This window comes from Nannocystis pusilla (assembly GCF_020073745.1).
In the GTDB taxonomy this organism is placed as follows: domain Bacteria; phylum Myxococcota_A; class Polyangia; order Nannocystales; family Nannocystaceae; genus Nannocystis; species Nannocystis radixulma.
Genome location: NZ_JAIRAU010000023.1, coordinates 216,827 through 232,645 on the forward strand (window position 1 = coordinate 216,827; position 15,819 = coordinate 232,645).

Genomic DNA, 15,819 nt, shown 5'->3' on the forward strand with positions numbered 1-15,819 from the left:
CGTTCCATGCTTCATATCGCCGTCGAACGCGAGGGACAGCCGCGCAAAGAGCTCCGCTTCGCCAAGGACGTGGTCGTCGTCGGCCGCGAGGCCGAGCACGACCTCCAGCTCAACTTCGAAGACGGCGCCTCGCGCCAGCACGCCCGGCTGAGCAACGAGCGCGGCCAGCACTACGTCGAGGACCTCGGGTCGCGCAACGGCACCAAGGTCAACGGCAAGCGGATCGCCGCCAAGACCGCGATCAAGCCCGGCGACGAGATCGAGGTCGGCAAGGTCAAGATCCACCTGGTCGATCAGGCAGGCGCCGGCAGCCGCGGGACGGCGCGCGTGCGGCCGGCCGGCGAGGACGACCAGATCACCATGCAGGCGACCGCCAGGCCGGCTGCCAGGCCGAAGGCGGCCGCGCCCGAACCTGCCCCCAGGGCCAGGGCGGCCGCGCCCGAACCTGCCCCCAAGGCCAGGCCCGCGCCGGAGCCGGCCAGGCCGGCGACCAGGGCCTCGCGGCCGGCGGCCGAGCCCGAAGCTGGCCTTCCGGACAGCAGCATCAAGGTCAACCTGCGCCAGTCCGAACCCGAGCCGGCGCCCGTCGCCGAGCCGGAGGGCAAGCCGACCGGGCCGGTCAACGACGAGAACGAGTCGTGTCGCAGCCAGATCGATCCGCTGGCCCGGCGGTGGCGCGACCTCGGCAAGCCGGAGAGCCTGCTGCTGACCGGCCCCCTGCTCAAGCGAGGGCTGGCGTGGGCCGCCAGCGACCGCAAGCTGCGGCCGCGGCCGAGCGAGCTGCACCGCGAGTTCATCTACGCCAGCCGCGGCGACCGGCGCCACCGGATCCGCGACCTCGGCCTGCGCGCCGGGGCGCTGACCGTCGCGCTCGTCGGCGGCAACGTCGCCGCCCACGTCCTCCACGACGACCTCGTGCTCAAGGACGCGGCGGCCGGTCGAGAGGCCGGCGCGGGCCAGTGCACGCCCGATCATCCGACGGTGCAGCGCGCCAACCAGCTGGCCGAGAAAGCCAGCGAGCAGACCGACCTCGAGCTGGCGATCCTCGCCGGCGTGCGGGCCGTCAGCGCCGCCGACGGCCCGTGCGCGCGCCAGGCCGACGCCGAGCGGGCGCTGCGGATCGCCCTCTCGCGCCAGCGCAGCCGCGTCCTCGGGCGCGGCCCCTCGCCGATCCGCAACGCCGACGTCGGCCGCGACGAGCGCGACGTCGTCACCGTCGACGACACCGGCACCGTCACCCTCTACGACCGCACCGGTACCAGCCAGCCGCGGCAGATGCCGTCGAGCTCGGGGGCGGGCAAGGTTGCGGCGCTCGGGCCCGAGGGTCGCTGGCTGGTCGTCGGGACAGCCAAGGGCGTGGTCGATCTGTGGGACCTCAAGGAGCGCAGCGCGCCCAAGCTGACGCGCCAGCTCGAGAGCCACCGCGACCCCGTCACCTCGATCGCCTTCAGCGAGGACGGTCGGTTCTTCGCCACCGGCGACCGCCGCGGCAACATCACCGTGTGGGACATGCGCGGCGCGGACGCCGGGGGCAAGCTCGGCGAGCTGCGGCTGCACACCGGGGCGATCGAGCAGCTGGTGTTCCGCGACGGCGGGACGCGCCTGTACTCGTTCGGCGGCAAGCAGGCGATCGCCACCGACCTGCAGGACGGGCGCAAGAAGGGCAAGCACATCACCCTCGCCATCGGCGGTGACGCCACCGCATTCGCGGTCAACGGCGAGGGCGACGAGGTCGTGGTCGGCGACAGCATCGGCCAGGTCGTGCGCTGGCGTGTCCGCACCCTCGCGCGCGCGCAGCAGGACGCGCTCGCCAGTCACAACGGCCCCGTCCTCGATCTGGCGTTCCTCCCGGGCGCGCGCGCCGTCCTGTCCCTCGGGGCAGACAAGCAATTGATCGTCACCGAGCTCGATCAGATGATGCGCCAGGGTAGCGAGCCGCTGCGCGTCGGCCTGCGCGGCCTCGCGGCCGAGCCCGAGAAGCTGGCCGCCGACCCCACCGGCCGGCGGATCGCCGTCGCCGCGCGCGACAACAAGATCTACGTGTGGGACGCCGTGCAGCGCCACACATCGGCGCAGCCGGTGGTCGTGTTCGACGAGCACACCGACGAGATCGAGACCATGCTGCCGAGCTTCGACGGCAACTCGCTGCTGTCGGCCTCGGCCGACGGCACGGTGCGTCTGTGGCCGCTGCAGAACGCCGACGCCGGCGGCGCCCTCGCGGTCCTCAGCGATCACCGCGGCCCCGTCACCGGCCTGGGCCTCAGCAGCGACGGCGGGCGGCTGGCCTCGCTCGGCCAGGACAAGGCGCTGCGCGCCTGGCGTCTCGATGCGCGCGGCGCTCCGCGGCGGATCCTCGAGCGCGCCTTCGAGGTCGCCCCGCAGGCGCTCGCGGTCAGCCCCGACGGCGCGTGGGCGGCCGTCGGCGTCGAGCGCCAGCTGCTCGTCTACGGCCTCGGCGCCGGCGACCGCGAGCCCAAGCCGATCGAGCGCAACCAGCACGACGACAACATCAGCCACGTCGCCTTCAGCCCCGACAACCGCTGGCTGGTCACCGCCGACTTCTCGGGCGCGATCTACACCTGGTCGATGAGACAGGATGGCCCCGAGGACAGCCCGGCCCGCAGCATCGCGCTCGGCCGCTCGGTCAGCGCCCTGGCGCTCGCGCCCAACAGCTACTTCGCCGTCGGCGCGGCCGACAACCGCGTCACCTTGTGGCCGATGAGCGGCAACACAGGCGAGCACCTGGTGTTCCAGCACGACAAGACCGTGCTGTCGCTGGCGTTCAGCGGCGGCGGCGACTTCCTGGTCTCGACCAGCGACGACGCGCGCGCGATCCTCCGCGCGGTCGACAAGGGCAAGACCTCGGAGCTGCCCGAGCGCTCGGCGGTCGCCCACGACTCGCGCGTGCGGGCCGCGGCCTTCAGCCCCGACAAGCGCTGGCTGGCCACCGGCAGCGACGACGGCGTCATCAACATGACGGACCTCAAGAAGACCACCGAGACCCGCAAGCTCAAGGGTCACGAGACGGCGATCACCTCCCTGGCCTTCGAGCCAGGCAGCGAGCTGCTCGTGTCCGCCAGCGCCGACAAGACGCTGCGGCTGTGGCTCGTCGACGACCTCGACCGCGGCGGCGAGGTGCGATCGATCCCCCTCACCGGTCACGCCGGCCCCGTCACCTCCGTGCGCGTCGACGGCGGCGGCCGCCTGCTCGCCAGCGCCGGCGCCGACGGGGCGATCCGCGTGTGGCCGCTCAAGCACGACCTGCTGCTCGCGCTGGCGTGCCGCACCGTCGGCCGCGACCTCAGCGACGAGGAGTGGAGCACGCTCTACTCCGGCGAGCCGATCGAGCCGCTGTGCGAGGGCCGCTGAGGCGCCCGCCCGCGAATGTGCGGACTCGCGAGGGTCGCACATTCGCCCGTCACACGATCCCGCCGTTGACGCGCAGCGTCTGGCCGTCGACCCACGCGCCGTCGGGCCCGACCAGGAACGACACCGCCGCGGCGATGTCGTCGGGCTGGCCCAGCCGCTCGAGCGGCGACATCGCGACCATGCGGTCGATCATCTCCTGCGACTTGCCGGCGAAGAACAGGTCGGTCGCGGTCGGCCCCGGGGCGACGGCGTTGACGGTGATCGAGCGGCCGCGCAGCTCCTTGCTGAGCACGCTGGTGAGCATCTCGACGGCGGCCTTGGTGGCGACGTAGACGCCGTACAGCGGCTGCCGCAGGCCGACGGTGGTCGACGAGAAGTTGACGATCCGGCCGCCCTCGCGCAGCCGGCCGGCCGCCTCGCGCAGCGCGTGGAAGGTGCCCTTGAGGTTGATGTCGACCTGGCGGGCGAAGGTCTCGTCGTCGGTGTCGGCGATGGTCTTCATCGCCATCACGCCGGCGTTGTTGACGAGCACGTCGACGCCGCCGAACGTCGCCTCGGCGGCGTCGAACAGGTAGCGCACCGCCAGCGGGTCGCGCACGTCGGCCTTGACGCTGAGCGCCCGCCGGCCCTCGTGCTCGAGCCGGCGCGCCAGCGCCTCTGCCGGCGTCGCGTCGCTCGAGTAGTTGATCACCACGTTGAAGCCGTCGGCCGCCAGCCGCGCCGCCACCGCCGCGCCGATGCCCCGCGATGCCCCGGTCACGATCGCTGTCCTCGCGTTCGTCCTGTTCATGCGGCGTCTCGTAGGACGTCCCGCGCGCGCGACGTCGACTCGGGCCCGCGCGCCCGCTGTCGCCGCGCTCCGCCGACCACGACCTCGGACGCGCCGCGCCGGCGCAGCCGCCGCTACTTGGCGTTGCTGCAGGCCGTGTCGTTGGGGTCGCACTTGAAGCGGACGTGGATGTGGTGGATATGCCCGTCCGAGTGCATCACCAGCGCCGGCGTGCCCTTCGGGCGCGGCCACTGGATCAGCTTCTTCAACTCCGCGGGCGTCTCGCCCTCGGCGATCGCCGCCTTGTACAGCTCCTCTTGCAACCAGTGTGACAGGAAGATCTCCTGCACCTTGTTGTTCGAGTTGAGCGCGCGGATGAACCGCCACGTCGTCCGCCAGTCGACCTCGTCGGGCTCCGGCCGGCAGCTGGTGGTGCTGCAGTTCTTGCAGCCCTCCTTGAACCGCTTGCGCTTGACCAGCAGCCAGATGTCGGCGTCGCGGCCCGACTGATGCGACTTGTGACGCCCGTAGCCGCCGCCGTCCTTGAGGCTGAGGTCGGCGATCATGACCTGGTTGCTGAAGCCTTGGGCGCGGAACTCGGAGATCCCGCTGAGCAGCGTCGTCAGCGTGTAGTTGGTCGCGTAGGCGTGCGAGGCGCAGCGGACGTCGGCCAGCGGCGACGGCAGCAGCTGCACCGGGTTGACGAGCGTCCCGCTGGTCACGCCGCCGACCGAGCTGGCGCCCTCGGGAACGATGAAGATCGGCAGGTCGTCGGGGTTCGGCGTCTTCGCCCCGAACTGACCGGCCTCGATCCACAGCAGCAGCTCCTCGCCGCCCTTGAGGCGGTCGGGCGCCTTGGGGTTGAACTGGCGCAGCTTCTCCTCGGTCGTGTTGTAGAGGTTCGCCACCGCCAGCCAGTCCTCGCCCTCGCCGACGGTGTAGTACTCCTCGACCAGCGGCGGCCGCGGCGGCTGCGTCGTCCGCACCTTGAGCTTCATGTCCGGGACCAGCGTCGTCACCCCGCCGTTCCACTGCGGCAGCTGCACCGGCGACACCTCGTAGTAGCGGGCGATGTCCTCGAACGTCTCGCCCGGGCTGACCTGGTGCTCGATCCACTCCTCGCGCGCCGACTGTCCCGAAGGACCTGTCTTTGCAACCACGTCACGATCCGGCTCGTCCGCGCTCGGCTGCGGCGGCGGCGGGGGCGGCGGCGCCTCGGGGCCGGCGAACAGGTAGATCGTCAGCGCGCCGAGCAGCACCCCCGCGGTCGTGAACTGCAGCGCCCGCCGGATCCGCAGCGCCCGCGTGCTCGCGGCCACGAACTCGCGCAGCAGCGGCTCGGCCTCGACCTCCGCCCGCTGGGCCGGCACGCCCATCCAGCCCTCGGCCAGCGCCAGATCTCGCCCGTGCAGCAGCATCCGCCGGGCCCGCCCCTGGTCGACCCACTCGCGGGCGTAGCGGGCCAGCCGGCGCTGCTCCGCGGCCCGCTGCTCGTCCTCGCCGCGGGCCAGCGCGACCGGCTCGAACTTCAACTTCTGCTCGAGCTTGCGGTCGCGCTCGTCGTCGGCGATCTCGATCACGTAGGCGCCGACGCTGAGGCGGTCGCCGACGCGGAACTCGGTCGGCTCGATGCAGCGGCGCGAGTTGATGTAGGTGCCGTTGCGCGAGCCGCGGTCGATGACGACGAGCTTGTCGCCCTTGAGGGAGATCCGGCAGTGCTTGCCGGACACGCCGTGGCCGCCGAGCACGAGGTTCGAGTCGACGCTGCTGCCGACCTGCATCTCCGGGCCCTTGAACGCGACCCGGCGCTCGTCGCCGTCGGGTGATATGACCTTGAAGACAGGTCCGTCGGCCACCGGCGTCCTCCCTCAGCTGGCCAGCAGCATGACCAGCAGGCCGATCATGATGAGCAGGCCGCAGGCGACGTTGACGACGATCAGCGTCTTCTGCAGCGACCACTCCGCCGGCCGCCGGGCCACGGCGGCCGCCGTCGGGCCGTCGAGCGCCATCGTCGCCTCGGTCGGGCGCGCGCGCGAGTCCACGGCCGCCGCGTCGGGCAGCGCCATGGTCGTCTCGCCGCGTGGGATGTTCGGGTCGGGCAGGATCATCGTCGTGTCCTGCCGCGCCGGCGCGCTCGGGTCGGGCAGGATCATCGTCGACTCGCCCCGCGGCGGCGCCGACGGATCCGGCAGGATCATCGTCGACTCGCTCGGCGGCGGCGCGCCCTGCTGGACCTGCACGATCGTGCCACCGGCGCCGACGGCCGGGTGGCTGTCGGTGCGGAACACCACCGTGCGGTCGACGGGCGCCTCCTCGGCCGCGCCCGTCGTCGGCGCCACGACCGTGCGACCCGCCCCCGTCGTCGGCGCCACGATCGTCCGCCCCGGCGCCTGCGGGTCGACGACGGTCGCGCTCACCGGGCGCAGCGCCGCGAGGTTGGTCGACTGCGTCAGACCTGTCCTCAAGGGCATGTTCCCGGCGACCACCGTGCGCTCGTTCAGCGGCACGGCCGCCTGCTGCATCAGCAGGTTCGAACCGGTGGTCCGGCCCGGCTTGCGCGCCGTCGACATCAACGTGGTCGTCGTGTCGTCCTCGTCGTCCTCCGCGGCGGACACGGCCGGCTTGCTCTGGCCGCGGACCTCGATCATCGTGCCCGCGGCGGTCACCGGCGCGCCGGGAGTGACCCCGGGGAACCGGCGCACGTGGGCGATCGCGTCGGCCATCGCCTTGAGGTCGGAGAAGCGGTCCTCCGGGCGCTTGGCGAGCGCGCGGCGGATGAGGCCCTCGACGCCGACCGGCACGCCGGCGTCGGGCGCAACGTCCATGAGCCGCGGCGGCGGCTCGCCCATGATCTTGCGGGCGATCTCGTAGTACGACTGGCCCTGGAACGGCAGCGCGCCGGTGACCAGCTCGAACAGCACGACCGCGAGCGCGAACACGTCGGTGCGCTCGTCGGTCGGCGCGCCCTCGAGCTGCTCGGGGGTGCGGTAGTCGACGGAGCCGAGCGCCGAGTCGACGCGGGTGCTGTCGCTCGACACGATCTCCAGCTCCGCCGTCGCGTAGTCGAGGATCCGGACCTCGCCGCGGTCGGTGACGAAGATGTTGCTCGGCTTGAGGTCGCGGTGCGCCGCCTTCGTGCTGGCGTAGACCGCGTGCAAGATCTCCGCGGTCTGTCCGCACAGCTCGAGCGCGCGCATCCACGGCAAGCGGCCGAGGCGCGCGCGCAGCTTGCCGACGTCGTCGCCGGTCAGCGAATCCATCACCACGATCGGCGGGTTGCGCGAGGCCAGCCCGAGCCCGCGCGGCAGCACGAGCCCGGAGTGGCCGGCGCGCCCGACGGTGGCGATCAGCCTGGCGTAGCGGTCGAGCGCCTCGTCGCCGGAGCGCCCAGGGTCGAGGATCTTGAGCGCGACGGCTCGCTGGCCCTGCGTGTCCCAGGCGCGGAACACCTGCCCGACTCCCCCGCCTCCGAGGGACTCGCGCAGCTGGTAGCGGCCGCCGACGACGGCACCGACTCGATGTGACGATGTGACGGCCACCGGGTCAGGACTTGTCCAGCTTGCCGACGAGCGACAGGGTGAACTCGGCGCCCTCGAACTTGAGGTGCGGCTCGATGGCCAGGTTGCAGCGGAACCATCCGACCTGCCCCTCGACCTCCTCGACGATCACCTTGGCCTTGCGCAGCGGCTTGCGCGAGCGGGTGGCGGCCGGCGGATCGGGCATGTCGGACACGTACTGGCGGATCCAGTTGTTGAGCTCGCGGTCGAGGTCCGAGCGGCTCTTCCAGGTGCCGATCTGCTCGCGCTGGAGGACCTTCATGTAGTGGGCGAGGCGCGTGATCACGAACATATACGGGAGGCGCGTCCCGAGCATGTAGTTGGTCTGCGCGGCCATGCCCTCGGCGGTCTTGGCGAACACCTTGGGCCGCTGGATCGAGTTGGCGGAGAAGAACGCCGCGTTGTCGCTGTCCTTGCGGAACACCAGGCCGATGAAGCCCTGCTCGGCGAGCTCGTACTCGCGGCGGTCGTCGAGCGAGACCTCGGTCGGGATCTTGGTCTTGAGCTCGCCGCCCTGCTCGTACTGGTGGAGCGGCAGGTTGTAGACCGAGCCGCCGCCCTGCGGGCCGATGATATTCGGGCACCAGCGGTACTTGGCGAAGCTGTCGGCGATCTTGGCGGCCATCGCCAGCGAGGCCGGGCCCCACAGGTACGCGTCGTGGCTGTCGATCACCTCCTCGGTGAAGTCGAAGGCCTTGACCGACAGCTCGCTCTCGCGCTTGCCGTAGGGGGCGCGGAGCATGAAGCGCGGCATGCACATGCCGAGGTAGCGCGCGTCCTCGGTCTCGCGCAGGCCGTTCCACTTGGCGTACTGCGGGCCCTCGAACAGCGCCTGCAGGTCCTTGAGCTTGGGCAGGTCGGTGAACGACTGCACGCCGAACATCTTCGGCGAGGCGTTGCCGAGGAACGGGGCGTGGGCCATGGCGCCGACGGCCGCGAACTGCTTGAGCAGCTGCACGTCTTCGGTGCCGGTGCCGAAGTCGTAGGTCGAGCAGATCACGCCGTAGGGCTTGCCGCCGAGCGTGCCGAAGTTGTTGCGGTAGATCGTGTTGTAGAGGCCCGACTTGGTGATGTCGGGGGCGTCCTCGAAGTCGATGCGCAGGTCTTCCTTGGTCGCGTTGACGATCTCGAGGCGGACGTTCTCGCGGAAGTCGATCTGGTCGACCAGGTACTTGAGGCCGCGCCAGGACGACTCGAGCTGGCGGACCTGCGGGTGGTGGAGGACCTGGTTGACCTGCGCGGTGAGGCGGCGGTCGATGTCCGCGATCATCTCGTCGATGAGGTTCTTGTCGATCTTCGGCGCGACCTCGGTCGAGCGCAGGAGGTCGTCCATCAGCTTGCGGGTACCGCGGCGGACCAGATCATAGGCCTCGCCGTCGGTCGGCCCGAGCTTGGTCTCCGAGAGCAGCGAGTCGAGTAGCGAGTCCTGCGCCTCGGCGGCCTGCCGCTGCGGGGCTGTCTGCGAATTCGTGTCCGACATGTCCTAAAACTCCTTTTGCAGAGCCGTGGCGTGAAGTCTCACGACGCCGGTTTGTCCTCGATCCCCAGCTCCTTCATCAGCCGCGCGCGCTTGTCCGGGTCGCGCAGCGCCTCGACGAGCTTCTTCTTGAAGTCGGGCACGTTGCCGCCGACCAGCGGGCCCTTGAGGGCGGTGAGCGCGTTGCGCAGCTCCATCAGCTCCTTGAGCTGCGGCACCTGCTCGACGATCCCCTCGGGGCGGAAGTCCTTGAGCGTATCGAACTTCAGGTTCAGCGAGAGGTCGCCCTGGTCGCCGTCGGTCAGCTTGTTGCTCACGCTGATCGAGGTCTCGAGCTTCTGCGCCGCCATCACCTTGTCGAAGTTGTCCTTGTCGACGTTGATGGGCACGCGCTCCTCGACCGGCCGGTCGTCCGGTCGGCCCGTGAAGTCGCCCAGCATGAGGATCTTGAGCGGGAGCTCGACGTCCTCCTGCGCCCCGTCCGTGGCCGGCTTGTACGTGATGTTTACGCGCTCCTTCGGCGCGACCGATCCCTCTTTACCCTTGCTCATGAAGGCACCATCCTCGCGGACACTACTGTTTTCCTCGCCCCGTCTGTCCCCGCAGTGCGCCAGACAGCGGCGCCTCGTCGTCCAGGACCATATGACGGCGGGCCGTCCGACGTCCAGGGTCCGCGACGAGCGCCGCGATCGCGCGCGCGCGAAAAACGGCGCAGCGGATGTCGCCGTCGTAACGTGGATAAGGGCCCTCCGGACGTCATCACGCGCCCGCGCGAAAGTGACACCGGCGCGGATTCGAACCTGCGCGATCGCGCGAGCCAAAGTCTCGCAGGAGCCCGCGCAGGCGCGAAAATACCGGTGTTGAGCCCGTAGCCGGCCGCGGGGCCTTTGATATGGTGTCCCGCATGGCTGAGACCGTCCATCTGTACCTGAAAGCGAATGGCCAAGACATCCAGGGCGAGAGCTCGCAGACCTCGCTGGGGCGCGAGAACTCGATCGAGTGCGTGGAGTTCCAAGACAGCGTCCGCACGGCGCGTGAGCACGGCAGCCGCGCCGCCGTCGGTCGCCGCGTGCACGCCCCGATCCGGATCGTGAAGCGCATCGACAAGAGCTCGCCGCTGATCGCCAAGGCCCTGTGCCGCAACGAGAGAGTTGACGCCGAGTTCAAGTTCTTCCGGCCCAACCCGAACGGCGACGGCACGACCGAGCAGTTCTTCACCGTCAAGCTGGAGAACGGCCGCGTCGACTCGATCGAGCGCTTGTCGCCCAACGCCCTCGACCCGGCCGAGGCCAAGGCGCCGCCGCTCGAGACGGTGAGCATCGTCTACCACACCATCACGTGGATCTTCGTCCCCACCGGCGCCGAGTTCGTCGACTCGTGGTCGAACAGCGACGGTTGATCGTCGTTCGTTGCACATAAAACGGCCTGGCGCGTGAGTTCGTCTCCGCGCCTGGCCGGCCTGGCTTTCTACTATAGCGATCCCCCTCCTTCCCCACCCCTCCCCGCGAGAGACCCCGCATGCGCGTCGACCCGAAAGCGATCGTTCGAAGGCTCAACCCGACCTGCACCTCGATGCTCGAGGCTGCGGTGTCCCACGCCGCCGGCTCCCGCTACTACGAGATCGTGCCGGAGCACCTGCTCGCCGCCATCCTGAACGGCGAGGACACCGACGCGGCGAAGATCCTCTCGCACTTCAACCAGGACGCGACCCGCCTGCGTCAGCGCGTGCAGCGTGTGCTCGAGTCGATGCGCACCGGCAACGCGGGCCGGCCCGTGTTCGCCGAGACGCTCTTCCAGTGGCTCGAGGACGCGTGGGTCGTCGCCTCGCTGCAGTGGGGAGCCGGCGAGATCCGCACCGGCCACCTCATCCAGCAGTGGTGCGCCCGCGGCCACCGCTACAGCGCCGAGACGCTGGCCGAGCTGGCGGCGATCGACCTCGAGACGCTGCGCAAGGACCTCGAGGGCATCACCGCCGGCTCGAAGGAGGCCGTGCGCGCCGCCGCGGCTCCGGCCGCGGGGGGCGGCGGCGGAGCGGTCGCGGCCACGCCGGTCGGCGCCGGCGAGCAGGCGCTGCGCCGCTTCACCTCGTCGTACACGGAGAAGGCCCGCGAGGGCAAGATCGACCCGGTGTTCGGTCGCCACCAGGAGATCCGCCAGCTGGTGGAGATCTTGATCCGCCGGCGCAAGAACAACCCGATCATCGTCGGCGAGCCCGGCGTCGGCAAGACCGCGCTCGTCGAGGGCCTCGCGCGCGCGATCGTCGAGGGCGACGTCCCGACCGCGCTGCAGGGCGTCGAGCTGCTCGAGCTCGACATGGGCCTCATGCAGGCCGGCGCCGGCGTGCGCGGCGAGTTCGAGAAGCGCCTCAAGGCCGTCATCGAGGAGGTCAAGTCCTCGCCCAAGCCGATCGTCCTGTTCATCGACGAGGCCCACACCATCGTCGGCAACAAGGACAACGACGCCACCAACATCCTCAAGCCCGCGCTCGCCCGCGGCGAGCTGCGCACGATCGCCGCCACCACCTGGTCCGAGTACAAGAAGTACTTCGAGAAGGACGCCGCGTTCGCCCGCCGCTTCCAGCTCGTCAAGGTCGACGAGCCGTCCGAGGAGCAGGCCCTCGTGATGCTCCGCGGCCTGCGTGACACCTACGAGCGCACCCACTCGGTGACGATCCGCGACGAGGCGCTGATCGCCGCCGCCAAGCTGAGCCACCGCTACATCTCCGGCCGCCAGCTGCCCGACAAGGCGGTCGACCTGCTCGACACTGCGTCGACGCGCGTGAAGATCGAGCAGGCCTCGCGCCCCGAGGCGATGCTGCGCCTGGATCAGGACCTCGCGGCGCTGAGGCGGGAGATCGGGGCGCTCGAGCGCGAGGATCGCGAGGGCAACCTCGTCGACCTCGCCCGCCTCGCCGAGCTGCGCGACAAGCTGCGCAGCGGCGAGGACGAGCGGGCCGCGCTCGAGAAGCGCTGGCAGGACGAGAAGGAGGCGCTCGGCGCGGTCGACAAGGCCCGCGAGGCGCTGCGGGCCGCCGGCGACGCGGCCACCGACGAGCTGCGCGAGGCCAAGCGCAACGCCGACGCCGCGCTGATCGCCGCCGGCGGCGAGGAGCGCCTGATCCACGCCGAGGTCGACAGCGACGCGATCGCCCGCGTCGTCTCCAACTGGACCGGCATCCCCGTCGGCAACATGAAGCGCGACGCGATGGAGAGCCTGCTGCGGCTCGAGGACACGCTCACCGAGCGCGTCAAGGGCCAGCCCAACGCCGTCAAGGTCGTGTCGGAGACGCTGCGGATCGCCCACGCCGGCATCCGCAACCCGAGCACCCCGATCGGCGTGCTGCTGTTCGTCGGCACCAGCGGCGTCGGCAAGACCGAGACCGCGACGGCGCTCGCCGACCTGCTCTACGGCGGCGAGCGCTTCATGACGACGATCAACATGTCGGAGTTCCAGGAGAAGCACACCGTCTCGCGCCTGATCGGCTCGCCGCCGGGCTACGTCGGCTACGGCGAAGGCGGCGTGTTGACCGAGGCGGTGCGCCAGCGGCCCTACTCGGTGGTCCTGCTCGACGAGTGCGAGAAGGCCGACCTCGACGTCATGAACCTGTTCTACCAGGTGTTCGACAAGGGCATGCTGTCGGACGGCGAGGGCCGCCTCATCGACTTCAAGAACACGATCGTGATCCTCACCAGCAACCTGGCGTCGGACGCGATCATGAAGCTCACCGACAACGGCCTGACCGCGCGCTCGCCCGAGGAGTTGGTCGAGGCGATCCGGCCGACGCTGTCGAAGCACTTCAAGCCGGCCCTGCTGGCGCGCATGTCGATCGTGCCGTTCCAGCCGCTGCCGCCCGCCGTGCTGCGCGAGATCACCGAGCTCAAGCTCAAGGGCCTGCGCAAGCGCCTGTTCGACAGCCACAAGATCGAGGCCGAGGTGCTCTCCGAGGTCTACGACGCCATGGCCGCGCGCTGCAACGAGGCCGAGACCGGCGCCCGCAACGTCGATCACATCCTCCGCGGCTCGCTCATGCCGGTGCTCAGCCGCAAGCTGCTCGAGACGTTCGCGGCCGGCCAGCAGCCGAGCAAGGTCCGCATCGGCCTCGGCAAGGAAGGCGAGGCCTGGGACATCACCTTCGACCCGCTGCCGGAGTGATGCCATTGCCGCGCGGGCACCTCTGCGCGTGCCGAGAGTCGATCGACCCCGGGGATGTGCTTATCCTCGGGGTCTGATGCTCTGGTTTGCTCGCAGGATCCCCCTCGTGACGTTCTCCGCCCTCCTCGCCTGCGGCGACCCGGGCGACAAGAACACCGAGTCCAACACCACGACCACGAGCTCGACCGCCGCGACGACGTCGAGCGCGTCGAGCGCGACGGTCGAAGCGACCGGCAGCGGCACGCAGGGCCCGACCTCCGCCGCGACGACGTCGACCGCGACGACGACGACGGGCACCACGGCCGAACCGACCGGCGGCTCGAGCAGCAGCTCCACCGGCGGCGGCGCGTGCTCCAAGCAGGGTGAGCCGTGCGACGACGGCCAGGCCTGCTGCGCCATGCTCCACTGCTGCGCCGGCGTGCCGGTCCCGCCCGGCGAGGAGTTCTGCAGCGACAACTGCCCGATGAGCGACCGCAACGCCAAGACCGACCTGCGGGCGGTCGACCCGGGCGACATCCTCGCCCGCGTGGTCGCCCTCGACATCACGACCTGGCGCTACCGCAAGGACGCCGCCGACGTGCGCCACCTCGGCCCGATGGCCCAGGACTTCAAGGCCGCGTTCGGCCTGTGGGACACCGACCGCATGATCTTCCCGCTCGACGCCGCCGGCGTGTCGCTCGCCGCGATCCAGGGTTTGCACCGCCGCGTCGTCGCGGCCGAGGCCGAGAACGACGCGCTGCGAGCCCGGCTCGATCGCCTCGAGCGGCGCCTCGCTGCGGTGGCGCCCGAAACGCCGTGACGGTCGCGGCCCCCGTGCCCCAGCTCACGTCGATGGATCCTTGGGACATGTCCTGAAAGATCGGCGGAGTGGAATGTTCGGGACGCCTCGTACGTAGGCCGCCCTCAGCATGGAACCGCGCAAGCACCCCGTCCCCCTGGACCTGCGACCCTTCGGCCTCCTCGGCGTCGGCGTCGCCCTGGTCCTCGCCACGTACATCGCCAGCAGCACCTGGGAGCGCGTCCGTGTGCGCCCGGCGGTGCGCACGATCCAGGTCACCGGCTCGGCGAAGAAGCGGATCGTGTCCGACTTCATCGAGTGGACCGCGACCGTCGAGGCCAACGCGGCCGACCGCACCGCGACGTACCGGATCCTCCACGACAACGCCAAGCGCACGCAGGAGTTCCTGGTCAAGCACGGGGTGCCGAAGGACCAGATCTGGCTGTCGTCCGCCAGCGTCGACCCGTCGTACGAGACCGAGTACCACGGCACCGGCGACAACCGCGTCGAGAAGCAGGTGATGACGGGCTTCGACGGCGTGCAGGAGATCAAGGTCCGCTCGAACGACGTCGCCCTGGTCGAGAAGATGTCGCGCGAGGTCACCGAGCTGCTCGAGGAGGGCGTGACGGTCAGCTCCGACGCACCCGAGTACTTCTACACCAAGCTCGGCGACGTCAAGATCGAGATGCTCGCCGAGGCCTCCCGCGACGCCCGCACCCGCGCCGAGAACATCGTCGCCTCCGCCGGCGGCGCCGAGATCGGCTCGCTCCGCACCGCCGACATGGGCGTCATCAACGTCAACCCGGCCAATTCGACCGCAGGCTCGTGGGACGGCAACAACGACACGTCCTCGCTCGAGAAGGACATCATCACGATCGTCCACGCGACGTTCGAGCTGAAGTAGGGCAATGCGACTGCTCGAGCCGCGGGAGGAACCAGTCGAATGAGCGCGGCGTCGATCCTCGGCGTGGGAGCACGCACACCTATTGGCGTCACTACGGCGAATACCGCGCTGCCCCCAAGCGGCTCTACTTCGAGGTCACGACGACCTACCGAGAGATCCTGGACGCCGTGAGAGAGCAGCAGGTGCCGACGAACACCTTCCTGCAAGTCCAACTGACTGCAGACAAAGAGCTCATGCGGGAAGCCGAGGCTCTGCCGGCTGGGATCTATACGGCTCGCCAGGGGGCGCGAAGTCGGGGCTTTACCTATTGGTCGAGATCGAAGGAAAGTTTCACTGCCTCGCTCATTTCTCGACGAGCTGTTTGTTCGGCTGGTCGATTGGCACCGATTCCTGTTTGCCCTCAAGTCTGAGCCAGATACACCGCTGGTCGAACTTCCGTTCGACATGGACCAGCGTGTCGCATTGACTCTGCGGAATTGGTCGGAGGTTTTGCCTCCGGAGCGTCGAGAACTCGTGAAGATGCAGATCACCCTCTGGATCGCAGATTGATAGCCGTTCGGCGTCGTCTTGCAGCCGGAACGTATCCGGCTGCTCCAGCAGCCTGGCGTGACACGAGCGCATCGCGGGCCGTCGTGGGCGCCCTGGACCTGCAGCTTCTCCGAGGCGCAGGCCGCGGAGGAGCGCGACGCCGTCGGTGTGCCGTACCGCGGCGACTGGTCGATGCGCCGCATGTCCGGCGGTGCCTGAGCTGCCTCGGCTAACACCGTTCAGAGCGCAGCCTGCCTTGTGAAGCACATCTCCCTGTGTTGATCT

At 70.2% G+C, this 15,819-nt stretch carries 11 protein-coding genes; 6 read left to right on the forward strand and 5 right to left on the reverse strand.

All coding sequences use genetic code 11. The features are described 5' to 3' along the window. Positions 1-6: 6 nt before the first annotated feature. The gene (locus tag K7C98_RS17885) at positions 7-3,369 is read left to right on the forward strand and encodes an FHA domain-containing protein (RefSeq protein ID WP_224192894.1); all 3,363 of its coding nucleotides are present in this window, start codon (positions 7-9) and stop codon (positions 3,367-3,369) included. A gap of 49 nt (positions 3,370-3,418) precedes the next feature. Here the strand turns inward: K7C98_RS17885 and K7C98_RS17890 are convergent, their stop codons facing one another. The 5 genes from K7C98_RS17890 to tssB all read right to left on the reverse strand — a co-directional run bounded on the left by K7C98_RS17890 (position 3,419) and on the right by tssB (position 9,723). Further along, a complete protein-coding gene (locus K7C98_RS17890; protein WP_224192895.1) occupies positions 3,419-4,159 on the reverse strand; it encodes an SDR family oxidoreductase in 741 nt (246 codons plus the stop codon). A 113-nt stretch (positions 4,160-4,272) separates the two neighbouring features. Then, positions 4,273-5,994, reverse strand: coding sequence for a penicillin-insensitive murein endopeptidase (locus K7C98_RS17895; RefSeq protein WP_224192896.1), 1,722 nt, complete (start codon positions 5,992-5,994; stop codon positions 4,273-4,275). 12 nt (positions 5,995-6,006) lie between these two features. Beyond that, positions 6,007-7,677: a serine/threonine protein kinase gene (locus tag K7C98_RS17900; protein ID WP_224192897.1), complete on the reverse strand. Its 1,671-nt coding sequence runs from the start codon at positions 7,675-7,677 to the stop codon at positions 6,007-6,009. Positions 7,678-7,681: 4 nt separating this feature from the next. After that, positions 7,682-9,175, reverse strand: a complete 1,494-nt coding sequence (tssC, locus tag K7C98_RS17905; protein WP_224192898.1) for a type VI secretion system contractile sheath large subunit — start codon at positions 9,173-9,175, stop codon at positions 7,682-7,684. 38 nt (positions 9,176-9,213) lie between these two features. After that, on the reverse strand, positions 9,214-9,723 hold the full coding sequence (tssB, locus tag K7C98_RS17910; protein WP_224192899.1) for a type VI secretion system contractile sheath small subunit: 510 nt from the start codon (positions 9,721-9,723) through the stop codon (positions 9,214-9,216). Positions 9,724-10,076: 353 nt separating this feature from the next. On the opposite strand from tssB, the gene tssD reads away from it, so the two are divergent. The 5 genes from tssD (at position 10,077) to K7C98_RS17935 (ending at position 15,753) form a co-directional block, all read left to right on the forward strand. Next, complete coding sequence (tssD, locus tag K7C98_RS17915) at positions 10,077-10,571, forward strand: type VI secretion system tube protein TssD (RefSeq protein ID WP_224192900.1); 495 nt, start codon at positions 10,077-10,079, stop codon at positions 10,569-10,571. A 119-nt stretch (positions 10,572-10,690) separates the two neighbouring features. Continuing rightward, positions 10,691-13,324, forward strand: a complete 2,634-nt coding sequence (tssH, locus tag K7C98_RS17920; RefSeq protein WP_224192901.1) for a type VI secretion system ATPase TssH — start codon at positions 10,691-10,693, stop codon at positions 13,322-13,324. 106 nt (positions 13,325-13,430) lie between these two features. Next, complete coding sequence (locus tag K7C98_RS44860; protein ID WP_224192902.1) at positions 13,431-14,123, forward strand: tail fiber domain-containing protein; 693 nt, start codon at positions 13,431-13,433, stop codon at positions 14,121-14,123. 109 nt (positions 14,124-14,232) lie between these two features. Next, positions 14,233-15,006 carry an SIMPL domain-containing protein gene (locus K7C98_RS17930; protein ID WP_224192903.1) on the forward strand — a complete coding sequence of 258 codons (774 nt, stop codon included), beginning with the start codon at positions 14,233-14,235 and terminating at the stop codon, positions 15,004-15,006. A 606-nt stretch (positions 15,007-15,612) separates the two neighbouring features. Then, on the forward strand, positions 15,613-15,753 hold the full coding sequence (locus K7C98_RS17935; protein ID WP_224192904.1) for a hypothetical protein: 141 nt from the start codon (positions 15,613-15,615) through the stop codon (positions 15,751-15,753). Positions 15,754-15,819: the final 66 nt, after the last annotated feature.